Source organism: Constrictibacter sp. MBR-5 (assembly GCF_040549485.1).
Classification (GTDB): domain Bacteria; phylum Pseudomonadota; class Alphaproteobacteria; order JAJUGE01; family JAJUGE01; genus Constrictibacter.
In genome coordinates this window covers 297,334-319,994 of the sequence record NZ_JBEPTK010000003.1, presented here as the reverse complement: position 1 = coordinate 319,994, position 22,661 = coordinate 297,334, and the positions used below count along the sequence as shown (strand labels likewise).

The following is a 22,661-nucleotide window of genomic DNA, read 5'->3' as shown; positions in this document are numbered from 1 at the left end:
AACACCGGCGTAGCCTTGGCTCACAAGTCCGCAGCGACGGACGGCAGCGAGGAGACGCCAATGACCTACGAGACAATCGAGGTGAAGCCGGTGACGCCGCGCATCGGCGCCGAGGTGTTCGGCGTCGACCTCGGCAAGCCGCTCGGCAACCGCACCTTCCAGGAGATCCACGACGCCCTGATGCAGCATCAGGTGCTGTTCTTCCGCGACCAGGAGATGGACCTGGATCGCCACAAGGCCTTCGGCCGGCTGTTCGGCGAACTGCACGTGCATCCCGGCTCGCCCGGACCGGAGGGCCATCCCGAGGTCCTGCTGATCCATGCGGACGCCAATTCCAAACATGTCGCCGGCGAGAAGTGGCACTCCGACGTGTCGTGCGACGAGCGGCCGCCGATGGGCAGCATCCTGCACATCCACACGCTTCCGGACTCGGGCGGCGACACGCTGTTCTCCAGCATGTATGCGGCCTACGAGGCGCTGTCGGAGCCGATGAAGCGGTTCCTGGAGGGACTGACCGCGGTGCATGACGGCGAGCACGTGTATCGCGGCCGCTATACGCACCAGGTCGGCGACGACGCCGGCAAGGTCTATCCCAAGGCGGTCCATCCGGTGGTCCGGACGCACCCGGAGACCCGCCGCAAGGCGCTCTACGTGAACAGCTTCTTCACGACGCGCATCCAGGAACTGTCGAAGAGCGAGAGCGACGCGGTCCTGAAGCTGCTGTGGGACCATGTCGCCGACCCGATGTTCCAGTGCCGCTTCCGCTGGCGGAAGAACTCGGTGGCGTTCTGGGACAATCGCTGCGTCCAGCATCAGGCGATGTGGGACTATTTCCCGCAGGTGCGCTCGGGCTTCCGCGTGACGGTGCAGGGCGACCGGCCGTTCTGAGGTCGCCTTCCGGCAATCGGTCTTTCCGCGAGCGCGGGCGCTCCTATGTGAAGGCTTGCGTTTAGCCTTCCGAGGGAGCGATCCGCGATGTTCGATGCCAAGCGTCTGCTCGACCAGTTCCTGGGTGCGGGGGGCCAGTCCGGGTCCAAGGGAGGCCAATTCGACCTCGGCGGCATGCTGTCCGGCCGCACCACCGGTGGGGCGACCGGTGGAATGGGCGGCAGCGGCGGCCTGACCGAAGCGCTGGGCGGGCTCGCGACCGGCGGTTTCGGCAAGGGTGCGCTCGTCGGCGGGCTCGCCGGCGTGCTGCTCGGCGGCAAGAAGCCGCGCAAGCTCGCCGGGTCCGCTCTCAAATATGGCGGGCTCGCCGTCGTCGGGGCGCTGGCGTACAAGGCATGGCAGGACTGGCAGGCGGGACAGGCGCCGGGTGCCACGGCACAGGCGGCGCCCGGTCAGGACGCTTTGCCGCCGCCGCCCGCGGGCACCGCATTCCAGCCGGCCCCGGGCGAAGGCGAACAGCGTGTCGGCCTCGCCCTCGTCAGGGCGATGATCGCCGCCGCCAAGGCGGACGGCCATATCGACGCCGAGGAGCAGAAGCGGATCTTCGGCCAGGTCGAAGTCCTGGATCTCGACGGCGAAGCCAAGGCCTTCGTCCTGGACGAGCTCTCGAAGCCGCTCGACATCGATTCCGTCGCCGCGGCGGCCCGCACCCCGGAAGAAGCGGCCGAGATCTATGCCGCCTCGCTGATGGCGATCGATCCCGACGATCCGGCCGAGCGCGGCTACCTCGCGATGCTGGCCGGGCGCCTGAAGCTGGATCCGGCACTGGTCGACCATCTCCACGCGAACGTGAAGGCACTCGGCTAGACCGGCCCTACTCCGCAGCCTGCGCCCGGGCCCGGGTGGGCGCCTCGGGTTCCAGCGTATAGGTCGTGAAGCTGCGGTTGATGGCCGGCAGCGGGGCCACTTCCATCACCCCGCGCGCCGGCTCCATCAGCACCATCGCCACGCTGGCCGACAGATTGCCCTCGAAATTGTCGCGCGGCGGGCGGCAGACCGACCAGGGGCTGGCGAAGTCGTCGAACAGCGCCTCGCGCAGATGGTCCATCGTGATGGAGCCGATGTGAGGCTCCAGCAGGGTGCGCACGCGGCGGTCGCGGTAGAGGCTGTCGGGCACGTTGATCAGCCCGGTGTCCTTCAGCTTCGACAGGGCGACCGGGCTGACGAAGTGGTTCGCGTGGGTGAGGACGCCGCGTTCGGGATAGAGCTGGAAAGCCTCGTCCGGCGCGCATTCGAAGTCGATCGCGAAGCCGGGCGCGTAGCTGACGATCATATTGTTGGCGGCCGACTTGGGCGTCGTCGCGACGACCCGCAGCGCCAGCGCATAGTGCGCGCACTCCAGCACCTTGCGCCGGATCAGCGCCAGCGGCACGCCCGGCCGGCGATAGTCGCGGTCCGATTCCAGATAGTTGGCCGTGATCGCGATGCCGGCCGCGTTCAGGCCCGACCGGCCCAGGCCGCCCGCCTCGGTGAAGGTCATCAGGTCGGGGCCGTCGTCGCGATGTACCTTCAGCACCACGGCCGTCTCGGCGCACTCGGCCTTCCAGTCCCAGTTCTGGCCGTGGAACAGGACGCCGTCGCGCGTCGCCTCGGGCAGGATGACCGCGCCGGTGCAGCCGTCGGGATCGTCCTGGGGCGCATGTCCCTCGAACCGGTTGAGCGCCAGCTTGAGGATCTCCGTGCGGGCGTTGAGCAGCGCCACGGACGCGAAGGGCACCCTGGCGCCCTCGGCGATGCCGCGCATCTCGACGACATAGTTGGGATCGAAGCCCTCGATGATGGGCAGGTAGCGCTCCACGAGGCCGCCGACGTCCGCGGCCGAGAGGCGCAGCGCCTCGAGCTGCTTCGTGTAGTGGGCGATGCCGCCTTCGATCCGTCCGGCGGCCTGTCGGCCATAGGCGCGGCCGCGTTCGAGCGGCGGGCCGGATACCTCGATCAGGGGGAACGGCTGGACAGACATCGGGCGCGGCTCCGCTTCGGTCGGACGAGAGCCGATCCTGCGGGGGATGCCGTCGGGCTTCAACGAAAATGACGGCTGCGTGCCGGAAGCGGGCGGTGCGGTTGCCCGAAACGACGAAGGGGCCGCGTTGGCGGCCCCTTGGGATCGTTCGACCGGTCGAGAGTCTACTTGATCTTCTGTTCCTTGAACGCGACGTGCTTGCGCGCGACGGGATCGTACTTCTTCATCTCGAGCTTTTCGGTCTTCGTCCGCGGGTTCTTCTTCTTGACGTAGAAGAAGCCGGTGTCGGCCGAGCTGACCATCTTGATCAGAACGGTGTTGGGCTTCGCCATGGGGGATCCTCGTGAGTCCTGCCGTCTCTGGGCATTCGAATAGGAAGCCGGCTGGTCCGTGTCAACCGGCGTGAGCGATTCGGCGGTCGCGTGCGGCTATTGCGCCGCGCCGCGGATCAGGCGATCAGGTCGGGTTGTCGATCCGCTTCCAGCCGCGAAATCACGTCTCGAAGCCAGAGCTTGCGCTTCTTCAGGCGCTGCACCTGCACCTGATCGTATGGCAGGCGTTCGGTGAGCGTTCCGATCGCGTAGTCGAGATCGCGGTGTTCGGCCTTCAGGTTCTCGAGTTTTTCCTCCGCCTGCATGCTCCATACCCTCGCTTCTTGGCGGGCGCAGAATAGCACAAACGGGTTACGCAGGAGGAGATCTCGCGTCACGCCGCCGCAAATTAAGGCAACAGCGCGGAGGCGGTACCGCGGCGCACCCGACGCGTTTTCATCTGGAAAGCCGGGGAGTGGTCGGCGACACTGTCGGCTCGGTCGCTTCGGCGCAGTCCGGGCCCGACAAGAACCTCGCCCGCCCTCGGACCTGACAATGTCATGCCGGAACCGGCATATCGAAGCCTCGACCGGATCGAGCGAGGAGAGAGCATGAGCAAGCGCATCGGGATTCTCACCAGCGGCGGCGACTGTGCCGGGCTGAATGCGGTCATTCGGGCGGTGACGCTGCATGCGACGGCCAGTTTCGGCTGGACGGTGATCGGCATTGAGAAGGGCACCGCCGGCCTCATGGCGCGGCCGGTCCAGGCGCGCGCGCTCGACCCGAAGCAGTTCGACGGGCTCTTCCTCCGCCGCGGCGGCACCATTCTCGGCACCACCAACAAGGGTGATCCCTTCGCCTTCCCGATGCCCGACGGATCGGTGCTCGACCGGTCCGAGGAGGTGATCGAGGGGTGGCGCACGCTCGGCCTCGACGCGCTGATCGGAATCGGCGGCGACGGCAGCTTCGCGATCCTGCGCCGCCTGGCGAACCAGGGGGGCATCGAACTGGTCGGCGTCCCGAAGACGATCGATAACGATATCGGGATCACCGAGAACTCCGTGGGATACACGACGGCGGTGGCAGCGGTCACCGATGCGCTGGACCACCTTCAGCCGACCGCTGCCAGTCACGACCGGGTCATGGTGCTCGAGGTGATGGGCCGCGATGCCGGTCATATCGCGCTGAACGCCGGCATCGCCGGTGGTGCCGACGTGATCCTGATCCCCGAGATACCGTACAGGCTCGAGGCGGTGGCGCAGAAGATCCTGGACCTGAAGCGCAACGGCCGAAATTTCGCGCTGATCGTCGTCGCGGAAGCCGTGAAGATGACCGACGGCGCCGCGGTCACGCGGGAACATGTCGGCGGTGGCGCCACATACGGCGGCGTCGGCCACTGGCTCGGTGCGAAGGTGTCGGAGATGACCGGCGCCGAGACGCGGGTGACGGTCCTGGGCCACATTCAGCGCGGCGGCACACCCACCCCCTACGACCGTTTCCTCGCCACGTCGCTCGGCGTGGCGGCCGTGGACGTGATCGCCGAAGGGCGTTCGGACCGCATGGTCGCGTGGAGCAATCGACGGGTCATCGACGTGCCGCTCGCGGATGCCATCGCCCATTACCATGCGGTTGATGTGACCGGCCCGGTGGTCCACACCGCCCGCGCGCTCGGCATCTGCCTGGGGGATATCTGAGCGAGCCCATCGATACCGGCATTTGGCCGCCCAGTGCCTTCTGGGACTGGTCCGTGCGGACTTATGCCAAGCCGGGCGTGGCGGAGGCCTGCCTAGCCCTGCAGAACCGCCATGGACTCGACGTCAACATGTTGCTGTTCGCAGTCTGGGCGGGGAATCAGGGGTCTATTCTCCCGGAGAGCGCGATCGCTGAGGCCATCGCGCGGGTGTATCGCTGGCATACCGGGATCGTCCGCCCTCTGCGCAGTTTGCGACACCTGTTGAAGGCGGATCCGCATGGGGTCGACCCCGAGCAGGCGGCGGCTCTGCGGGCACGTATCTCAGCCATCGAACTCGATGCTGAACATATCGAGCAGCTGGCTATCGCGGACCTTCTTCCGGCCCCTGATTCGAACTGCGCCGTTTCTGCCACTCAGAGCAACATTGCCGCCTACGCTCGCGTCGTCGCGCTTTCATGGAGCGAAGCAGACCGGCGGCACCTCGCAACCATCGTCGCAGCCGCGTCGCGTCCGTAAGGCGAGAGAGAACGTGCACGCAATCTCAAGCGCCGGCCCGCGAGCTAGCCTAGGCTTCGATTCCATGCTTGCCGTTTCCATACGATGCTCTCGCCACGGCCAGGATTTCGGGTCCACAGGTGCCACGCATGCCTGTGGGGGTGCGGCGTCAGCGCGAACGCTGGCACCGCCTCCGGAGCACTGGTATCGTGCGCGGCCTTTCGGTCATTGCCGACCGTCGCATGTGAGGATCTATGGCGGATTCGAAGACCATTCTCGACCTGCTCGACGCGGGTGAGGGTGAAGCCGTTGCGTTGGCGGCGCCCGGCCGCGCGCCCCTGACCTACAAGGCGCTCCAGAAGCTCGCCGGCCGAACGGTCGATGCACTCAACGATTTCGGCATCGGCCGCAACGACCGCGTGGCGATCGTGCTGCCGAACGGCCCGGAGATGGCGGCGGCCTTCGTGTCCATCGCGACGGGCGCCACCACCGCGCCGCTGAACCCCGCCTACCGGGCCGACGAGCTGGAATTCTACATCACCGACCTTCGGGCGAAGGCCGTGGTCGTCCCCGAGGGCGAGGACGTGGCCGCGGTGGCGGTGGCGGAGAAGCTGGGCATCCCGTTGCTGCGCCTGGCCGCCGACGAGAGCGCCGGTGCCGGCAGCTTCACGCTCCTCGCCGAGGGGGGCCGGGCGCGGACCGAGAAGGCCGCCTCCAAGGGATATGCCGGTTCGGCCGACGTGGCACTCGTGCTCCATACCTCCGGCACCACCTCGCGGCCGAAGATCGTGCCGCTCAGCCATGCGAACGTCTGCGCCTCGGCGGCGCACATCGACGCGACGCTCAAGCTGACGCACGAGGATCGCTGCCTCAACATCATGCCGCTGTTCCACATACACGGCCTGATCGCGGCCGTGCTGTCGAGCTTCGCGGCGGGCGGTAGCGTCTTCTGCACGCCGGGCTTCAACGCCTTGCACTTCTTCCGCTGGCTCGATGAGGCGGAACCGAGCTGGTACACGGCCGTGCCGACCATGCACCAGGCCATCCTGGCGCGCGGCGACCGCAACAAGGAGTCGGTCGCGAAGGCGAAGCTGCGCTTCATCCGCTCTTCCTCGGCCTCGCTGCCGCCGCCGGTGATGCGCGAACTGGAGGCGCTGTTCGGCTGCCCGGTCGTCGAGTCCTACGGCATGACCGAGGCCTCGCACCAGATGACCTCGAACCCCCTGCCGCCGCGGGCGCGCAAGGCCGGCACGGTCGGCATCGCCGCAGGTCCCGAGGTCCGTATCATGGACGAAAAGGGCTTGTTCGTACCCTCCGGGTCGCGCGGCGAAGTCGTCATCAAGGGACCCAACGTGACCAAGGGGTACGAGAACAATCCCGAGGCGAACGAGGGCGCATTCGTCGACGGCTGGTTCCGCACCGGCGATCAGGGCGTCTTCGACGAGGAGGGTTACCTCACCATCACCGGTCGCCTGAAGGAGATCATCAACCGTGGCGGCGAGAAGATCAGCCCGCGCGAGGTCGACGACGTGCTCTGCGAGCATCCGGCGGTCGAGCAGGTCGTGACCTTCGCCCTGCCGAACAAGATGCTGGGCGAGGATGTCGGGGCTGCCGTCGTCCTGCGCGAGGGCCAGGCCCTGACCGAGCAGGAACTGCGTGACTGGGCGGCGGAGCGTCTCGCCGACTTCAAGGTGCCGCGCTCGGTCGTCTTCCTCGACGAGATCCCCAAGGGCGCCACCGGCAAGCTGCAGCGTATCGGCCTCGCGGAGAAGCTCGGGCTGGTGAAATGAAGATCTGCATCTACGGCGCCGGTGCGATCGGCGCCCATCTCGGCGGCTTCCTCGCGCGCACCGACGCGCAGGTCAGTCTGATCGCCCGCGGCCCCCACCTGGCCGCAATGCGCCAGAAGGGCCTGCGCGTCATCACCGCCGACGAGGACTTCACGGTCCCGGTGGCGGCCAGCGAGGATCCGGCCGAGCTCGGGCCGCAGGACTATGTGATCGTCACGCTGAAGGCACACCAGTCGCCGGGGGTCGTGGAGCGGATGCAGCCGCTGCTCGGGTCCGACACGGCGGTCGTCACCGCGATGAACGGCGTGCCCTGGTGGTACTTCCACGGTCTCGACGGTCCTTGGAAGGACCGGGTGATCGAGAGCGTCGATCCGGGCGGGGCGCAGTGGCACGGCATCGGTCCGCGTCGCGCCATCGGCTGCGTCGTCTATCCGGCCGCCGAGATCGTCGAACCCGGCGTGTGCAAGCACATCGAGGGCGACGCCTACGGCCTGGGCGAGCCCGACGGCTCGCGCTCCGACCGGGTCCAGGCCCTGTCGAAGAAGCTCATCGCCTCCGGCCTGCGCGCGCCGGTGCGGCCGTCGATCCGCGACGACATCTGGGTGAAGCTCTGGGGCAACATGTCGTTCAACCCCGTCTCGGCGCTCACCCTGGCGACCATGCGCCAGATCGGCACGGACCCGGGCGTGCATGCGGTCGTCCACCGCCTGATGACCGAGGGGCAGGCGGTCGGCGAGGCGCTGGGGGCCAAGTTCCGCATCTCGATCGACCGCCGCATCCAGGCCGGCGTCGACGTCGGTGACCACCGCACCTCGATGCTGCAGGACCTGGAGCGCGGCCGCCCGATGGAGATCGACGCCCTCGTCGCGGCCGTGGCCGAGCTCGGCGACCTCGTCGGCGTGGACACGCCGGTGCTCGACGCCGTGCTGGCGCTCACCCAGCTCCGCGCGCGGGTCGCCGGCCTCTACCCGACCGGCTGAACCGGCCGCCTAGCCGCGCGGCAGCGCCTTTTCCGCGAGCCGCGTCCAGAAGGTCGCGCCCCAGGTCAGCGCCTCGTCGTTGAAGTCGTAGCCGGGATTGTGCACGACGGTGCCGCCATGCTGGCCGAGGGCGCCGTTGCCGATGTTGACGTAGGCGCCGGGCTTCTCCTGCAGCATGAAGGCGAAGTCCTCCGAGCCCATGCCGGGCGGCGACCCGACGGTCACGTTGTCGGCGCCGCAGACCTCCGACGCGACCTCCGCGCAGAGCGCAATGTGCGCCGGATCGTTGCTCAGCGGCGGATAGCGCCGCTCGTAGCGCACCTCCACCCGCGCGTCGTAGGCGGCGGCGATGTTGGCACAGATGCGCCGCATCGATGCCTCGGTCTGGTCCTGCACCTCCGGCTTGAAGCAGCGGACCGTGCCGCGCAACACCACGCGGGGCGGAATGACATTCCAGGTGTCGCCGCCGTGCACCTGGGTGACGCTCAGCACGACGCTCTCGATCGGGTCGACCTGCCGGCTGGCGATGGTCTGCAGCGCCATGACGATCTGCGCCTGGACGACCACCGGGTCGATGCCCTGGTGCGGCCGGGCGGCGTGGGTGCCGTAGCCGTCGATCGTGATCTCGAAGATGTCGAAGCCCGCCATCGACGGGCCCTCGCGCATCTGCATGCGGCCGACGGGCAGGCCCGGCCGGTTGTGCATGCCGTAGACCGCGTCCATCGGGAACCGGTCGAACAGGCCTTCCTCGATCATCACGCGGGCACCGCCCTCGTTCTCCTCGGCCGGCTGGAAGACGAAGTAGACGGTGCCGTCGAAGTTGCGCGTCTCCGCCATGTAGCGGGCGGCGCCGAGCAGCATCACCGTGTGCCCATCATGGCCGCAGGCGTGCATCTTGCCGGGCCGCTCGGAGGCGTAGGGCACGCCCGTCGCCTCGGTGATGTCGAGGGCGTCCATGTCGGCGCGCAGGCCGATCGCCCGGCCGTTGTCCGTCTGGCCGCGCAGGACGGCGACCAGCCCGGTCTTCGCGATGTTGCGGTGCACCTCCAGGCCGAAGGACTCCAGCTTCTCCGCGACGAAGGCCGAGGTCCACTCCTCCTCGAACGCCGTCTCCGGATGGCGGTGCAGCTCGCGCCGCCAGGCGGTCAGCTCGGACTGGAACTCGGCGATGCGGTTGATGATCGGCATGCGGCTGGTCCTATTGCGGTCCGACGAGCGGTTCCTGCGGGTGGGTGCGGTCTTCCGCCTCGACGAAGGCGAGGACGATGCCGTGCGTCTCGGCGGCGTCGATACGCAGCGCCGGCCGGTCGTCCGCATGATCGTGCACATAGTCGTGCGTCTCGACTCCCTGTGCCTCCAGGATGTCGCGCGTCTTGTGCAGGTGCCCGACCTCCAGTACGAGGCCGCAGACGCAGGGGACGTGCGGCGGCCGCGTGCCCGGCGCCCAGCGTTCCAGCGCGGATTCCGACAGCAGCCGCAGCGCGCCGCGGCCAAGCCGCCAGACCAGGCCGCCATGCGCGTCCTCGTCCGGTTCGGCGCCGAGCAGGCCGGCGAGCCGCATCCGGCTCTCCGCCAAGTTGGCGGTGCAGATCGCGACCTCCAGGATGCCCAGCGTGCCGTTGGGGTGGTCGAGGAGCGTCGGCTGCCAGATGACCTCCGGCGTCACATGCTCGATGAAGATGAAGCGCGCCTCGGGGAAGGCCTCGGCCGTGGTGTAGACGTTACGGAACTTCGCCCGCCGCGTGCCGGAGCCGTAGGCGGCGTCGCGCTCCAGGGCGCGCATCGGGTTGATGCCCGGCGTGCGCCGGCTGAGCGTCTCGTAGGCGCCGGCCGCGTCCTTCACGCCGAAGGCGACGATGTGCGCCCCCTCGTACTTCGCCAGCATCGCCTTGGCCGAGCTGTGCAGGTTCGGGTCGGTGATGCCGAGGATCTCGAGATAGCCGCGCACGAACATCGCGCAGTGGTTGCCCGAGCCCCAAGGCTCGACCGGCCCGCCGGGCGTGATGGCGCCGGAGTGCAGGCTGCGCGGCGTCAGGCGGAAGCCCAGCCGCTCGTAGGTCGCCTCGCCCATGTCCAGGTCGCCGACCGCCACGCCGATATGGTCGAGCTGCAGGTCGGCGAGGTCGAGGCGGATCGGTGCTGCCGGCGGTGAGGCCTCCGGTGCGGCGGTCGGTGCGGCCACGGGTGCCGGGTCGGCGGTGACGGTCCAGGTCGGCGTCGTGGCCGACCCGGCGGACACGGCGGTGATGGACGGGGTGTCGGCGACGAGGCTGCGGTCCGCCTGCACGAACTCCAGGACGCAGCCGCCGGCCTCGGCGGCGCTGATCCAGAAGCTGTCGGGCCGCTCGCCGCGGTGCGCGACGAAGCCGGCCGCCGTCAGATAATCGAAGGAGCGCGCGACGTTGGCGACGCCGATGCGCACGGCGGCGATGCAGGGCCGCTCCGGCGGCCGCTCGTCCTCGTAGAGTGCCGCGAAGGCCACCGGGTCGGCCACCGCGATGCTGCCGCCGCCGCGGGCCGCGAAATGCGTGACGCCCGCCTCAAACTGCTGGGTGGCGTCGCTCAGGATGCCGCCGACGCGGTCGGTGAGCGTGCGCGTGTCGCGGCCGCAGAGCACCACCTCTTCCAGCGAAACGGCGCCGTTGGCGTGGGTCATCAGCGCGTCCTGCCAGATGACCTCGGGCGTCTGGTGCTCGATCAGGATCCAGCGCGCCTCAGGCGTCGCCGCGTCGCGGCTGAAGATGTTGCGGAAGCGCATCTCGCGCTCGCCGTCGCCGTAGGGCGCCTGCCGCCGCCGGTCGACCGGCGGGTCGAAGGCGTCCTGTACCGCGCCCAGCCGCTCATAGGTCGGATCGGCCCGGCCGCAGCGGATGGCCAGGATGTGTGCCCCCTCGCCCTTCGCCAGATGGCCGGCCCACGGGTTCGGCGCCGCCGGGTCGACGATGCCGATCAGCTCCAGATAGCCCCGCCGCAGCGGCACGATGTGGTTGGCCGAGGCCCAGTTCTGCGTCGTCCCGGTCGCCTTGTCGAAGCCCATCTGGCGGCTGCGGCGCGACAGGGTGAAGCCCAGCCGGCGCCACAACGCCTCGCCGGCATCGAGCCCGTGGACCATGAATCCGACATGGTCGAGTTCCAGTGCCGTCACCGCAGCTCCTCCTCTTGGCAGGCGGCGATGCTAGCCGCCGCGGCAGGCGATGGAAAGGGCGCCGCGCCCTGCCCGCCCCGCCTTATCCCTGCACGATGAACGGCTTGGCCATGCGGTCGTAGTCGCCGTAGCCCAGAGTGTCACGCAGTTCGGCCGGGGCCATGGCCGAGGCGGCCTCGGCTTCGCCGGCGGCGAGGGCGGCGAGGCCCGCCTTCATCCCGGCGGCGGCGGGCGACAGCATGCCGGTCGGGTAGGTGCCGATCTTGAAGCCCAGTTCGGCGGCCTGCTTCTGCGACGGCGTGGCGCGCGGCGCGCCGGGCGACAGCACCGCGAAGGACGGCCGGCCGGCGGCGGCGGCGACCGCCCGGCGCACCTCGTCGTCGTCGGCCGGCGAGTCGAGGAAGAGGATGTCGGCCCCCTCCTCCACATACATCTCGATGCGCGCCACCGCCTCGTCGATGCCCTGGGTCGGGCGGCAGTCGGTGCGCGCCAGCACCAGGATGCCGCTCTCCTTCGCCGCCTCGACCGCGGCGCGGATCTTCATGCGGGCGTCCTCGCGCGGCAGGCAGGGCTTGCCGGCGGCGGTCAGGGCGCGCGGCGTGATCTTGTCCTCGATCAGCACGGCGGCGGCGCCGGCCCGGCCATAGGCGCGCACGGTGCGCTGCACGTTCATCGCGTTGCCGTAGCCGTGGTCGCCGTCGGCCAGGACCAGCGTCTGCGGCGCCGCGCCGTGCACCATCTGGAAGCTGTCGAACATCTCGCCGAACGAGACGAGGTCGAGGTCCGGCCCGCCGAGCCGGCTCGCCGCGACGCAGGAGCCCGAGAGGAACGCCGTCTTGAACCCGGCCGCGGCCGCCAGCTTGGCGCTGAGCCCATCCCACACCGCCGGCATCACGACGAAGTCGGGCTGCGCCAGCAGGGCGCGCAGGCGGTCGGGGGCGGATGCGGTCATGGGCTGGATCCTCGCGGTCGGGGCGTCGGTGTGGCGCCGACGATAGGACCCCGCCCGCCGCCCCACAAGCCGGGGCCGGCGGGACGGTCTCTCCGGGCGGGGAAGCGTAGTGAAGGGGTGGGATGAGGGGTGGGAGCGGCGAATAGGTTTTCATGGTGTTTTATGGGGGTGCCCCTGCGACGCCCCGCTGCGGCGGATAGGTTTTCATGGTGTTTCATGGGGGTCCGCCTCGCGGTCCCTCTCGCGGTCTCCCTGGCGGTCCCCGGCGTGTGCGGGTGGGCGAACATTCCCTTTCATGGGTTTTCGTGGGTCGCGGCAGCGGGTTCCCGTCCGGCGTCCGGTATCGGGCGATGCCATCTTCACGGTGTCCGACAGCAGGGCCCGGACCGCCGCGCGCCGCGCCGTGCCATCCAGGACATTATTCATATAGCTGACGGCGAACGCCCGGCCAAGGCCCGCACGGCCCGCCCCTGCGACCTGTGGCGATGATTCCGCCATGTCGAAAACCGCGACCCCCGCGCGGCTCAGCCCGCCGCGGCGATGGACGCGGGCCGGGGTTCGTCTAGGGTGCGCGCCTCACATCACCCGGAGACACGAATGCGTCGGTTCCTGTTCGCGTGCACCCTGCTGGCGGGGTTCGGCACGCTGGTTACGACCGGCGCATCGGCGCAGTCGGTGTATGACGGCGTCCGGGCGGAGGACATGCAGCGCATCGTCGCCGGCATGGGCCATCCCGCCCAGATCAAGGAATCCAAGAGCGGCGCCCCCTTCATCTCCAGCGCCGCGAACGGCCTCGACTTCAGCATCGCCTTCCCGAACTGCCAGGAGGGCCAGCGCTGCCGCTCGATGACCTTCCAGACTTGGTGGAAGCCCGGCGACCGGCTCGACCTGCGCGACCTCAACGAATGGAACACCAAGCGCCGCTACACCACCGCCTTCCGCCGCACCGACGGCGGCCTGGGCATCCGCATGGACGTGAGCGTCGACGGCGGCGTGACGGAGAAATACCTGGAGAACGTCTACAAGGGCTGGTCGCAGTTCCTGGACGTGTTCGACGGGTACAGGAAGACGGGGAAGTTCTAGGGGGAGCGAGGGCCGAGGCCATGCCGGCGAACGACGTTCGCCTACGACGCCTGTTCCCCGATCAGCTCAATCGCCCGGCCGATGTCGACGATCTGGGCCTCGAGGCGCTTGATGCTGGCGACCAGGTAGATCTCCCGTTCCTGCAGCGGACCCGTTGTGCCCGTGAGGTTCGGCAGAATGGCTCGCAGCTCGACCAACTCGGCGCGGCGCGTCTTCAGAATAGCGGTGTCGTTCGCCTGCGCGCGCCGCAAGGCGGGGATCTCGCTGCGCAGGGCTTCGATGTCGTCGGCCATGGCACTATTCCTTCGGCAGGTTGCCAAGACTAGGTGCCCACCTGGGCTGAGTACAAGCACGCGACCGGAACAGTCGGGTCGGATGATAGTACAAACGGTGGGAGACTAGGCTGGCGGCGATGGGTCCGACACCTTCAGCTGATCCGGGATGCGGGGATGGCGCCGCCAAGTTGCGGGGCAGCAACGCCGCGTGAGGCAGGGCGGAGGGCTCCGGCCCCTCGCTCCCTTCGTGGCTTAGTTTGCCCGTGCCCGCTCTATCGTCCGCCCAGCGGATCCCGCTTCCCATGCAGATGACAGGTGCTGCTCGCGCGCGGGTGTAACGGCGAAGCGCGACGATCTGACGAGGCTTCTGGGATGCGCCGCCGATGCCGAAGGATGGCATCGCAGACTGACCCGACGATCCGCACGCGCTGATCTGCGAAGGGGGCGAAGTTGCGATGCCGCGCGTGTTCACGGCCTGTGCTGGTCCCTCCGGCGCCGCTGGCGCGGTGCGGCTGCTGGTGACTGTGGTGCCGCTGGGCGCCGCCGCTTGCCCGTTTCGTCCTATATCCTCACGGTCACGCCAGGTACCAAACCGAGAAAAAGCGCCTTTGCACCGACCAGAAGCGTCAGAGACACAACGCCGAGCCATAGTCCCTGAAGGGCTGGCAACTCTGACCCGTGTCGATGCAGATACCTGACCAGGAGCGCAGCTCCCGCAACCTCGGCGGCCCACACCAACGACGAGACAGCCTTCAGCCCAGCGAGCCATTCGTCACCGAGCACGGCCAATACCGAGAGCAACAGCACCCACCCAAGCACGGCGCAGATACCGAGCCAGAACGTCTTGCCGCTGACAATATCACTCTTCGTCAGCACATAGCCGACTGTGAGGGTCCACAGCGAGCAGGCAGCGAGGGACCATGCGGAGATCGACCCAAACCCGTTCCACGCGTAATTGCCCTTTGCAAATACATGGACTGCATTCGCGGCAATCGAAGAGATGGCCAGCCACAGCCCTGTAGAAACAAGGAGTGCGGCAAACACAAGCACACGGCTCGACGGAGTGAACATAGTCAACTTAATCCAGGTCTGTCGCGATAATCATCTGCTCAGTGCCCTTGCGAATACGTATCAGCTGAGCTTATCGCGTCGCGTTCCGTGATCGCATCGGGTTCACCATAGTCCGTCATGGCCGGCGCTGCACGGGGCGTTGAAGCGTCGGCCCTGGGTGCCGGGTCGAGCCCGGGCATGACACGGAGAGGGATGGGCGCGGGTGTCGGGGTTGCGGCGCCGGGCGTGTTCACGGTATGTGCTCGTCATGCGCCGGGCTATGGGCGGCGCGGTGGATATCGGAGCGGCGCGTCGGCGCGCGCGGCCGGGACAGAGCGTTGAGACGGGGTTGCGTTGGCGGAGGGGGTCGGGCGCTGGTTCGAGGAGGTGGCGGGGTCGCTGGCGGCGGAGACGGCGGCTACGCAGCTGCTGGTCGGGCTGGTGGTCCTGCTGCTGGTGGCCGTGGTGTGGCTGGGTCTCGGCGTGCGGCGCGGCCGCCGGGCCGAGGTGGATCTGGAGCGGGCGCTGCGCGACGAGACGGCGGCGGCGCGCGCGGAGGCGGCACGGGCCGCGCGGGATCTGCGCGAGGAGGTGGCGGCGACGCTGCACCGGCTGGGCGGCGACCTGCGCGGCGGGGTGGTCGAACTGACCACCATGCAGACCGAGCGTCTGGAGGCGGTGAAGGCGGCGGTCGAGACGCGCCTGGACGCGCTGCGCGCCGACAACGCGGCCAAGTTGGAGGCGATGCGCGCCACCGTCGACGAGAAGCTGCACGCCACGCTGGAGCAGCGCCTGGGCGAAAAATTCGGGCTGGTCGGGCAGCAGCTGGAGCGGGTGCACAAGAGTGTGGGCGAGATGCAGGCGCTGGCCGCCGGGGTCGGCGACCTGAAGCGCGTGCTGGCCAACGTGAAGACGCGCGGCACCTGGGGCGAGGTGGCGCTGGGCGCGCTGCTGGACCAGGCGATGACGGCGGACCAGGTGGGCCGCAACGTCGAGATCCGGCCGGGCAGCGGCGAGCGGGTGGAGTTCGCCATCAGGCTGCCCGGGGACGGCGCGTCCGGGGCGTCCGGCGCCGCCGGCGCGGGAACGGCCGGGTGTGTCTGGCTGCCGCTCGATTCGAAGTTTCCGGTGGAGGATTACGAGCGGCTGGTGCTGGCGACCGACGCCGGCGACCGGGCGGCCGAGGAGGCGGCGCTGCGCGCGCTGGAGACGCGGGTGCGGCGCTCGGCCCAGGAGATCGGCGCCAAATACGTCCACCCGCCGCACAGCACCGACTTCGCCGTGATGTTCCTGCCGACCGAGGGCCTGTACGCCGAGGTGCTGCGCCGGCCGGGCCTCGCCGACGCGCTGCAGCGCCAGTACAGGGTGGTGCCGGCGGGGCCGACGACGCTGAACGCCATCCTGAACAGCCTGCAGATGGGCTTCCGCACGCTGGCCATCCAGCAGCGCTCGTCCGAGGTGTGGCGGCTGCTGGCGGCGGTGAAGAGCGAGTTCGGGAAATATGGCGACGTGCTCGACAAGGTGCAGCAGCGCCTGCGCCAGGCGGAGCGCGACATCGACGCGGTGCGGGTGCGCGAACGGGCGATCGGGCGGCGGCTGGAGGCGGTGCAGCGGCTGCCGGGGGAAGCGCCCGCGGAGGCTGCCGCGCCAGTGCCCGGGGAGGACGAGGCGGCGGAATAGCCGCCGCGCCGCTATCGGCAATCGCACTATCTCGTATCCGCGGGTCGCGGTACAGTGGTGCCGCAAAACGCGTGTCGATGGAGAGACCGCATGACCGACGATTTCGAGAGCCCGAAGACCAGCGCGGACGAGACCGACATGCGGACTCGGAAGGCCTGGTCGACGCCGCAGCTGACCGTCAGCGCGGCGGACGATGCGGAGGCCGGGCCTGGGGGTGTGACCGACGCCGGCATCTTCAGCTGAGGCGCGCGTAGCCTTCGTGCTGAGGAGCCGCCGGAGGCGGCGTCTCGAAGCGCGCGGGCGGGCCGAGGCTGGTTCGCGGACCGGCCGTCCCCGCCCTTCGAGACGCGCCCGGTGGGCGCTCCTCAGGGAGGGGGCGGCCTATCGTCCCTCAGCCTTGTCCATGGCGTCCCAGTTGAAGCGGTAGGGCTCCTTGCGGGCGAAGCGGGCGACCGCGTCCTCGTGGTAGGCGGTCTGGCGGCAGGCGAGCTGGCCGGCGAGTTCGGCCTCGATCATCTGCTCCGGCGTACTGTCCAGCGACATGTTGAACAGGCGCTTCGCCTGGGCGAGGGATTCGGGCGAGGCCTCGGCGAAGCGGCGGGCGATGCGGGTCGCCTCGGGCAGCAGGTCGGCCGCCGGGTGGACGGCGTCGGCGATGCCCAGCGCCAGCGCCTCGTCCGGGAAGACGGAGCGCGCGGTGAAGGCGAGCTGCTTGGCGCGCGCCGCACCGACACGGCGCGGCAGGGTGTAGCCGACGCCCATGTCCGGCGTCAGGCCGATGCGGCCGAAGGACAGGCTGCAGCGCGCCCGGTCGCTCATCAAAAGCATGTCGGCGGTCAGCGCCAGGCTGAGCCCGCCGCCGAAGGCGATGCCGTCGACCGCCGCGATCACCGGCTTCGGCAGGTGGATCAGGCCGTAGATCCAGCCGAGGATGGCGCGCAGGTTCTCGTTGCGCTCCGCGTGGCTCATGGCGGAGGCACCGCCCATGCGCTTCACGTCGGCGCCGGAACAGAAATCGCCTCCGGCACCGGTGATCACCACGGCGGCGATGGCGTCGTCCTCGCGCACACGGTGGACGAAGGCGGGCATGCCGATGCGCATCATGTCGCCGTCGAGGGCGTTCTTGGCGTTCGGCCGGTTCAGCGTAAGCAGCCCGACGCCGCCCTCCACGGCGAGCGTCAGGCTGTCGGAACCGGGGATGAGCTGTTCGGTGCGCGTCTGTGACATAGGGCGGCCTCCCGTCTGGATCGGCCGGAGTTTATACGGACAAATGCCGGAAGCGACAGGGACAGCCGAAATGGAGAGGCAGGTCAGTCCGCGGGCCCGGCGCCGTCCGCGCCCCGACCCTTCCGTCGCGCGGTGCGCTGCGCCGGGAGAGGCTTCGGGATGGGCATCGGACTTGCCCCCTCGCTCCGGACGGGGGCGCGGAACAGGCGGGGTTCGGCGAGGTGGAAGCCCTGGAGGTAGGTGACGCCCTCGGCCGCCAGGGCGGCGGCGGTCTCGGCGCTGTCGATGCCTTCGGCGACCGTGGTCAGGCCGAAGCCGGCGGCGAGGCCGACCAGGGTGCGGACGAACAGGCGGCTGCGCTCGTCGGCGGCGACCTCGTCGACGAAGGAGCCGTCGATCTTGACCATGTCGACGGGCAGCGCCTTCAGGTGGCGGAATGAGCTGTAGCCGGCGCCGAAATCGTCGAGGGCGACGCGCGCGCCGAGCTCGCGCACCGAGGCGACGAAGCGGGCCGTCTCGCCGATCTCGCGGATCGCCGCGGTCTCGGTGATCTCGACGATCAGGCGGCGCGCGAGGTGGGGCTTGCCCTTGAGCAGGGCGACCAGGGCGCGCAGCCAGGCCGGGTCGTTGGCGGTGAGGCCGGAGATGTTGATGGCGAGCACGACCTCCGGGTCGGCGACGAGCTCGGCGACGGCGAGGCTCAGCACCTTGCGGTCGATCTGGCGGATCAGGCCGAGCTGCTCGACGACGGGCACGAACTCGGCGGCGCCGACGATCTCGCCGGTCTGCTTGCGCAGGCGCAGCAGGCATTCGTAGAAGGCGATGCGGCCGCCCTTCGCCTCGATCACCGGCTGGTAGGCGAGGACCAGCCGCTCCTCGGCGAGCGCCCGCTGGACCAGGCGTGCGACGATCATGTCCTGGCGCAGGTCGCGGCGCTGTTCGTCGCTCAGCCGGTACAGCACGAAATGGTTGCGGCCGTCGCGCTTGGCCTGGGCGAGCGCCGTCTCGGCGCGGGCGACGACGTCCTGGGCGCTCTGCGCCGCCTCGGGGAAGACGATGCCGCCGATCGAGACGGTGGCGGAGACGGGACCGCCGGCGGTGGCCAGCGGCTGCTCGCCGAGGCTGCGGATGATGCGTTCGGCCAGATGCTGGACGCGCGTCTCGCCGCCCTTGTCGAGCAGGACGCCGAAGGCGTCGCCCTCAATGCGGCCGATGACGTCGCCCGGCCCGACCAGCCGGTCGAGCCGCTCGCCGAGGCTGACGATGGCGGCATCGCCGTTCTCGAAGCCGAAGGCGTCGTTGATGCGCGCATGATGGTCGATGTCGACCAGCAGGAAGCCGCCGCGCCGGCGGCGCCGGCCGGCCTGGGCCAGCGCCTGCTCGATCGCCTGGCGCAGGCGGCTGCGGTTGAAATGGCCGGTCAGCTCGTCGTAGCTGGCGAGATATTCGAGCCGCTCCTCGGCGAGGCGGCGCGAGGTCATGGCGCGCAGCGTGCCGGCGAGACGGACCGGCCGGCCCGACGCGCCGAACTCGGCCGCACCGCGCTCGTGCACCCAGCGGAAGCCGGTGCCGGAGCGGATGCGGTATTCGCACTCGAAGCGCTCGCGGGTGACGAAATGCCGGGCGAGGCACTTCAGCCGCAGCGGCAGGTCGTCGCCGTGGATCGCACCGGCGAAGGCGTCGCCGGTGGCGAGGACGGCGCCCTCCTCCAGCCCGAACGCATCGGCGACCGGCCCGAACCAGCCGATCGTGTCGGCCCGGAGGTCCCAGTCGTACGCGACGTCGCCCGACGCCTGGAGCGCCGCATGCAAACGGTTCGTCTTTTCGCCGTCAACGGGCATGGGCTACCTGCGGTGGACCGCGCGTCCTGCGCTCTCGACGGTTGTGTTCCGCCCGATCCGACCCTAGGCCAGCCCGCTTAAGAAAGACTTACCCCGCATACGGCGAAAATGCCCGCGATGTGGCGCCGCGACCTCAGGCGACGCGCTTCAGCGCCGCCGCCACCGTCTCGAAGATGCGGTCGACATGGCCGCGGTCGGCGATCAGTGGCGGCGAGAAGGCCAGCGTCTCGCCGGCGAAGCGGGTGTAGACGCCGTTCTGCCAGCAGTCGAGGAACAGGTCGTAGCTGCGCGCCGTGGGATGCGCGCCCTCGCGCGGGCTGACCTCGATGGCGGCCATCATGCCGAAGTTGCGGATGTCGATGACGTTCGGCAGGCCCTTCAGCGAATGGATCGCGTCCTCGAAATAGGGGGCGAGGTCGGCGGCGCGCTGGAACAGGCCCTCCTCCTGGTAGACGTCCATGGTGGCGAGGCCGGCGGCGACCGCCAGCGGATGCGCGGAATAGGTGTAGCCGTGCGTCAGGTCGATCATCCACTCCGGCCCCGACATGAAGGCGTCGTAGATGCCGCGCCGCATGACGACCGCCGAGGACGGCACGGTGGCGTTGGTCATGCCCTTGGCCAGGGTCATCATGTCCGGGACGACGCCGAACGTCTCCGACGCGAAGGCGGTGCCGGTGCGGCCGAAGCCGGTGATGACCTCGTCGAAGATCAGCAGGATGCCGTGCTTGTCGCAGATCTCGCGCAGGCGCTTCAGATAGCCCTTCGGCGGCGGCAGCACGCCGGTGGAGCCGGCGACCGGCTCGACGATGCAGGCGGCGATGGTGGAGGGATCGTGCAACTCGCACAGCCGCTCCAGGTCGTCGGCGAGGTGGGCGCCCCACTCCGGCAGGCCGCGGCTGAACGCCATCTGCGACAGATCGTGGGTGTGGCGGATGTGGTCGACGCCGACCAGCATGTGGCCCCACGCCTTGCGGTTGTTCTTGATGCCGCCGACCGCGGTGCCGCCGAATCCCACGCCGTGATAGCCGCGCTCGCGCCCGATCAGGCGGTAGCGCTGGCCGTCGCCGCGGGCGCGGTGATAGGCGATGGCGATCTTGAGCGCGGTGTCGACCGCCTCGGAGCCGGAGTTGGCGAAGAAGACCGTGTCGAGGTCGCCCGGCGCGAGCACGCCGATGCGCGAAGCCAGCTCGAACGCCTTCGGGTGGCCCATCTGGAAGGTCGGGCCGAAGTCGAGTTCGGCGACCTGCTTCTGCACCGCCTCGACGATCTTCGGGTGGCAGTGGCCGGCGTTGACGCACCACAGGCCGGCCGAGGCGTCGATCACCTGGCGGCCGTCGGGCGTGCGGAAATACATGCCCTCGGCGCCGACGACGAGCCGCGGGTCCTTCTTGAACTGCCGGTTCGCGGTGAACGGCATGAAGAAGGCGTCGAGGTCGTTCGTTTCCATATGGGCGAGCGTCGAGGAGGACATCGGGAGATCCCTTTTCCGAAAGCGCGGCTGACGGAGGCACGGGGCCCGCGGCGCGCAGATCTGGGGCCGCAGGCTAGCACGATCGCGGGCAGGGGCAAGGCGGCTGAAATGTCACCGCCTCACCCCGCGGACCTCATGCCGCAAGGGACGCGCGGACCTTGCCGATCATCAGCGCCGCCCGTGCGGCCTCGCGGCCCTTCTCGACGAAATGCGCGCGGAAGATGCGCCGGTGATGCTCGGTCTCCTGGAACTGGTGCGGCGTCAGGGAGACCGAGAGCACGGGCACGCCGGAATCCATGCCGGCGCGCATCAGCCCGTCGACGACCGCCTGGGCGACGAAGTCGTGGCGGTAGATCCCGCCGTCGACGACGAAGGCGGCGGCCACGACCGCGGCGTAGCGGCCGCTCGCCGCCAGGTCGCGGGCGAGCAGCGGCAGCTCGAAGGCGCCGGGCACGTCGAACACGTCGACGGCCTCGGCCGGGACGAGCTCGTGGAAACCGTCGAGCGCACGGTCGACGATGTCGGCGTGCCACTGGGCTTTGACGAAGGCGTAGCGGGTGGGTGTCATCGCGATCTCCTCTGGCTAACGGACACGTCACCCAAGGCGATCACGAGCGGACCCGATGCCCGGCGCGGGCAGCAGGAACGCACGTTCTCTTCCATCCGGACTGTGACCGTCGGCCCAGGCATCGCACCTGATCTGCTCGACCCTTCCGCACGCGGAAGGCGCTCGCGGGCTCGCGGCTGACGCCGCATACCGCCGGTGGGGATTTCCGCCCCGCCCTGAGAACGCGCGAACGGTATGATAAAGCCGGCAGGCTGACAATCGCGGTGGGATACGTCAGCGCCGCGAGGCCGACCCGAAACCCAGCAGGACGATGGCGGCGGCGAGCAGGATCGCGGCGAATCCCAGCATGTCGAGCAGGCTGGGTCGGTCCCCGATCAGCGCCATGGCGCCGAGCACGCCGACGACCGGGATCATCAGCGTCGTCATCGCCGTGGTGGTGGCGCTGATCCGGTCGAGCATGCCGAACCAGAGGAAGTAGGCGAGCGCGTTCGCCAGGACGACGTGATAGAGCAGCGCCCAGGTCACCTCGATGTCGATCGGCCCGACGAGCGCGGTGGTGCCGGTGACGAGCATGCCCGTCGCGGCCAGCGTCGCCGCGGCCGCGAGCTGCCATGCGGTCGCCGCCATGCGGTCGGCGTCGATCGGCTTCCACTTCTGGAAGACCGTGCCGGAAGCCCAGCTGACGGCGGCGAGCAGCGGGAAGAAGAGGCCGAGCAGGTTGCCCTCGCCGGCGAAGACCGGCACGGCGAGGAGGGCGAGCCCGAGGGCGCCGGCCGCGAGGGCCCAGGCGCGGGCCGGGTCGAGCCGCTCGCCGAGCAGCAGCCGGGCGAACAGGGCCGACCAGAGCGGCATGGTGAAGGTCAGGATCGCCGCGCGCGAGGTCGAGGTCGCCAGCTGGGCGAAGGCGACGGCGATGTTGAACAGGCCGATGTTGAGGACGCCGGCAACGGCCGTGCGGACCCACATGGCGCGCGGCACGCGCAGGCTGCGGCCGAGGGCGGTGGCCAGCGCGAACAGGATCACCGCGCCGCAGGCCATGCCGAACGCACGCAGCATGAAGGGCGGCATGGCGGTCAGCCCGATCCGCACCGCCGGCCAGTTCAGGCCCCAGATGACGGCCAGAACGACCGGTACCAGACGGATCAACCCTGCCCCCAGATGCCAACGGCCGCCGACACCGCTCGCGCGCGGC

The 22,661-nt window shown here is 69.7% G+C and carries 22 protein-coding genes and 1 riboswitch; of the genes, 9 read left to right on the top strand and 13 right to left on the bottom strand.

Going from position 1 to position 22,661, the window contains the following annotated elements; all coding sequences use genetic code 11:
- The first annotated feature begins 60 nt into the window (after positions 1-60).
- Both ABIE65_RS08505 and ABIE65_RS08500 read left to right on the top strand, forming a co-directional pair.
- Positions 61-888 carry a TauD/TfdA dioxygenase family protein gene (locus ABIE65_RS08505; protein WP_354077079.1) on the top strand — a complete coding sequence of 276 codons (828 nt, stop codon included), beginning with the start codon at positions 61-63 and terminating at the stop codon, positions 886-888.
- 87 nt (positions 889-975) lie between these two features.
- On the top strand, positions 976-1,755 hold the full coding sequence (locus ABIE65_RS08500; RefSeq protein ID WP_354077077.1) for a tellurite resistance TerB family protein: 780 nt from the start codon (positions 976-978) through the stop codon (positions 1,753-1,755).
- Between the two features lie 7 nt (positions 1,756-1,762).
- On the opposite strand, the gene ABIE65_RS08495 is transcribed toward ABIE65_RS08500, so the two are convergent.
- From ABIE65_RS08495 to ABIE65_RS08485, 3 genes are all read right to left on the bottom strand, one after another.
- A complete protein-coding gene (locus ABIE65_RS08495) occupies positions 1,763-2,908 on the bottom strand; it encodes a C45 family autoproteolytic acyltransferase/hydrolase (protein WP_354077076.1) in 1,146 nt (381 codons plus the stop codon).
- Between the two features lie 164 nt (positions 2,909-3,072).
- Entirely contained in the window at positions 3,073-3,240 is a 168-nt protein-coding gene (gene rpmG / locus ABIE65_RS08490) for a 50S ribosomal protein L33 (protein ID WP_354077075.1), read from the bottom strand.
- A gap of 116 nt (positions 3,241-3,356) precedes the next feature.
- A complete protein-coding gene (locus ABIE65_RS08485; protein ID WP_354077073.1) occupies positions 3,357-3,545 on the bottom strand; it encodes a YdcH family protein in 189 nt (62 codons plus the stop codon).
- A 285-nt stretch (positions 3,546-3,830) separates the two neighbouring features.
- On the opposite strand from ABIE65_RS08485, the gene ABIE65_RS08480 reads away from it, so the two are divergent.
- The 4 genes from ABIE65_RS08480 (at position 3,831) to ABIE65_RS08465 (ending at position 8,177) form a co-directional block, all read left to right on the top strand.
- Positions 3,831-4,913 (top strand): ATP-dependent 6-phosphofructokinase, encoded by a 1,083-nt coding sequence (locus ABIE65_RS08480; protein ID WP_354077072.1) that lies wholly within the window; start codon positions 3,831-3,833, stop codon positions 4,911-4,913.
- On the top strand, positions 4,895-5,428 hold the full coding sequence (locus tag ABIE65_RS08475) for a TIGR02444 family protein (RefSeq protein WP_354077417.1): 534 nt from the start codon (positions 4,895-4,897) through the stop codon (positions 5,426-5,428). The genes ABIE65_RS08480 and ABIE65_RS08475 overlap by 19 nt, the downstream gene beginning before the upstream one ends.
- A gap of 233 nt (positions 5,429-5,661) precedes the next feature.
- The gene (locus ABIE65_RS08470; protein ID WP_354077071.1) at positions 5,662-7,197 is read left to right on the top strand and encodes an acyl--CoA ligase; all 1,536 of its coding nucleotides are present in this window, start codon (positions 5,662-5,664) and stop codon (positions 7,195-7,197) included.
- The gene (locus ABIE65_RS08465; RefSeq protein ID WP_354077070.1) at positions 7,194-8,177 is read left to right on the top strand and encodes a 2-dehydropantoate 2-reductase; all 984 of its coding nucleotides are present in this window, start codon (positions 7,194-7,196) and stop codon (positions 8,175-8,177) included. Before ABIE65_RS08470 ends, ABIE65_RS08465 begins: the two co-directional genes overlap by 4 nt.
- A gap of 9 nt (positions 8,178-8,186) precedes the next feature.
- On the opposite strand, the gene ABIE65_RS08460 is transcribed toward ABIE65_RS08465, so the two are convergent.
- The 3 genes from ABIE65_RS08460 to ABIE65_RS08450 form a co-directional block, all read right to left on the bottom strand.
- Positions 8,187-9,365 (bottom strand): M20 aminoacylase family protein, encoded by a 1,179-nt coding sequence (locus ABIE65_RS08460; protein WP_354077069.1) that lies wholly within the window; start codon positions 9,363-9,365, stop codon positions 8,187-8,189.
- Positions 9,366-9,375: 10 nt separating this feature from the next.
- On the bottom strand, positions 9,376-11,322 hold the full coding sequence (locus ABIE65_RS08455) for a VOC family protein (protein ID WP_354077068.1): 1,947 nt from the start codon (positions 11,320-11,322) through the stop codon (positions 9,376-9,378).
- A gap of 82 nt (positions 11,323-11,404) precedes the next feature.
- Positions 11,405-12,274 carry an isocitrate lyase/PEP mutase family protein gene (locus ABIE65_RS08450; protein ID WP_354077066.1) on the bottom strand — a complete coding sequence of 290 codons (870 nt, stop codon included), beginning with the start codon at positions 12,272-12,274 and terminating at the stop codon, positions 11,405-11,407.
- Positions 12,275-12,871: 597 nt separating this feature from the next.
- Here ABIE65_RS08450 and ABIE65_RS08445 point away from each other — a divergent pair.
- Positions 12,872-13,357 (top strand): YbjN domain-containing protein, encoded by a 486-nt coding sequence (locus ABIE65_RS08445; protein ID WP_354077065.1) that lies wholly within the window; start codon positions 12,872-12,874, stop codon positions 13,355-13,357.
- A 41-nt stretch (positions 13,358-13,398) separates the two neighbouring features.
- On the opposite strand, the gene ABIE65_RS08440 is transcribed toward ABIE65_RS08445, so the two are convergent.
- On the bottom strand, positions 13,399-13,650 hold the full coding sequence (locus ABIE65_RS08440; protein WP_354077064.1) for a hypothetical protein: 252 nt from the start codon (positions 13,648-13,650) through the stop codon (positions 13,399-13,401).
- Positions 13,651-14,193: 543 nt separating this feature from the next.
- Positions 14,194-14,703: a hypothetical protein gene (locus ABIE65_RS08435; protein WP_354077063.1), complete on the bottom strand. Its 510-nt coding sequence runs from the start codon at positions 14,701-14,703 to the stop codon at positions 14,194-14,196.
- A gap of 333 nt (positions 14,704-15,036) precedes the next feature.
- Here ABIE65_RS08435 and ABIE65_RS08430 point away from each other — a divergent pair, with 333 nt between their 5' ends.
- Positions 15,037-16,362, top strand: coding sequence for a DNA recombination protein RmuC (locus ABIE65_RS08430; RefSeq protein WP_354077062.1), 1,326 nt, complete (start codon positions 15,037-15,039; stop codon positions 16,360-16,362).
- Between the two features lie 90 nt (positions 16,363-16,452).
- Entirely contained in the window at positions 16,453-16,605 is a 153-nt protein-coding gene (locus tag ABIE65_RS08425) for a hypothetical protein (protein WP_354077060.1), read from the top strand.
- 138 nt (positions 16,606-16,743) lie between these two features.
- Here ABIE65_RS08425 and ABIE65_RS08420 read toward each other — a convergent pair whose 3' ends face one another.
- The 5 genes from ABIE65_RS08420 to ABIE65_RS08400 all read right to left on the bottom strand — a co-directional run bounded on the left by ABIE65_RS08420 (position 16,744) and on the right by ABIE65_RS08400 (position 22,615).
- Positions 16,744-17,589, bottom strand: a complete 846-nt coding sequence (locus tag ABIE65_RS08420) for an enoyl-CoA hydratase/isomerase family protein (protein WP_354077059.1) — start codon at positions 17,587-17,589, stop codon at positions 16,744-16,746.
- Between the two features lie 83 nt (positions 17,590-17,672).
- A complete protein-coding gene (locus ABIE65_RS08415; protein WP_354077058.1) occupies positions 17,673-19,430 on the bottom strand; it encodes a putative bifunctional diguanylate cyclase/phosphodiesterase in 1,758 nt (585 codons plus the stop codon).
- A 133-nt stretch (positions 19,431-19,563) separates the two neighbouring features.
- The gene (aptA, locus tag ABIE65_RS08410; protein WP_354077057.1) at positions 19,564-20,901 is read right to left on the bottom strand and encodes an omega-aminotransferase AptA; all 1,338 of its coding nucleotides are present in this window, start codon (positions 20,899-20,901) and stop codon (positions 19,564-19,566) included.
- A 133-nt stretch (positions 20,902-21,034) separates the two neighbouring features.
- Positions 21,035-21,469 (bottom strand): 6,7-dimethyl-8-ribityllumazine synthase, encoded by a 435-nt coding sequence (locus ABIE65_RS08405; protein WP_354077056.1) that lies wholly within the window; start codon positions 21,467-21,469, stop codon positions 21,035-21,037.
- Positions 21,470-21,548: 79 nt separating this feature from the next.
- A riboswitch (FMN riboswitch) is annotated at positions 21,549-21,696 on the bottom strand.
- 46 nt (positions 21,697-21,742) lie between these two features.
- The gene (locus ABIE65_RS08400; protein WP_354077055.1) at positions 21,743-22,615 is read right to left on the bottom strand and encodes a DMT family transporter; all 873 of its coding nucleotides are present in this window, start codon (positions 22,613-22,615) and stop codon (positions 21,743-21,745) included.
- Positions 22,616-22,661 lie beyond the last annotated feature (46 nt).

Bases quoted from the DNA above. Each gene is read 5' to 3' on its own strand.
- ABIE65_RS08500 (WP_354077077.1), top strand. From the start codon at position 976: ATGTTCGATGCCAAGCGTCTGCTCGACCAGTTCCTGGGTGCGGGGGGC.
- ABIE65_RS08480 (WP_354077072.1), top strand. From the start codon at position 3,831: ATGAGCAAGCGCATCGGGATTCTCACCAGCGGCGGCGACTGTGCCGGG.
- ABIE65_RS08485 (WP_354077073.1), bottom strand. From the start codon at position 3,545: ATGCAGGCGGAGGAAAAACTCGAGAACCTGAAGGCCGAACACCGCGAT.
- ABIE65_RS08445 (WP_354077065.1), top strand. From the start codon at position 12,872: ATGCGTCGGTTCCTGTTCGCGTGCACCCTGCTGGCGGGGTTCGGCACG.
- ABIE65_RS08420 (WP_354077059.1), bottom strand. From the start codon at position 17,589: ATGTCACAGACGCGCACCGAACAGCTCATCCCCGGTTCCGACAGCCTG.
- ABIE65_RS08405 (WP_354077056.1), bottom strand. From the start codon at position 21,469: ATGACACCCACCCGCTACGCCTTCGTCAAAGCCCAGTGGCACGCCGAC.
- ABIE65_RS08425 (WP_354077060.1), top strand. From the start codon at position 16,453: ATGACCGACGATTTCGAGAGCCCGAAGACCAGCGCGGACGAGACCGAC.
- ABIE65_RS08440 (WP_354077064.1), bottom strand. From the start codon at position 13,650: ATGGCCGACGACATCGAAGCCCTGCGCAGCGAGATCCCCGCCTTGCGG.
- ABIE65_RS08460 (WP_354077069.1), bottom strand. From the start codon at position 9,365: ATGCCGATCATCAACCGCATCGCCGAGTTCCAGTCCGAGCTGACCGCC.
- aptA (WP_354077057.1), bottom strand. From the start codon at position 20,901: ATGTCCTCCTCGACGCTCGCCCATATGGAAACGAACGACCTCGACGCC.
- ABIE65_RS08435 (WP_354077063.1), bottom strand. From the start codon at position 14,703: ATGTTCACTCCGTCGAGCCGTGTGCTTGTGTTTGCCGCACTCCTTGTT.
- ABIE65_RS08505 (WP_354077079.1), top strand. From the start codon at position 61: ATGACCTACGAGACAATCGAGGTGAAGCCGGTGACGCCGCGCATCGGC.
- ABIE65_RS08495 (WP_354077076.1), bottom strand. From the start codon at position 2,908: ATGTCTGTCCAGCCGTTCCCCCTGATCGAGGTATCCGGCCCGCCGCTC.
- ABIE65_RS08450 (WP_354077066.1), bottom strand. From the start codon at position 12,274: ATGACCGCATCCGCCCCCGACCGCCTGCGCGCCCTGCTGGCGCAGCCC.
- ABIE65_RS08415 (WP_354077058.1), bottom strand. From the start codon at position 19,430: ATGCCCGTTGACGGCGAAAAGACGAACCGTTTGCATGCGGCGCTCCAG.
- ABIE65_RS08465 (WP_354077070.1), top strand. From the start codon at position 7,194: ATGAAGATCTGCATCTACGGCGCCGGTGCGATCGGCGCCCATCTCGGC.
- ABIE65_RS08470 (WP_354077071.1), top strand. From the start codon at position 5,662: ATGGCGGATTCGAAGACCATTCTCGACCTGCTCGACGCGGGTGAGGGT.
- rpmG (WP_354077075.1), bottom strand. From the start codon at position 3,240: ATGGCGAAGCCCAACACCGTTCTGATCAAGATGGTCAGCTCGGCCGAC.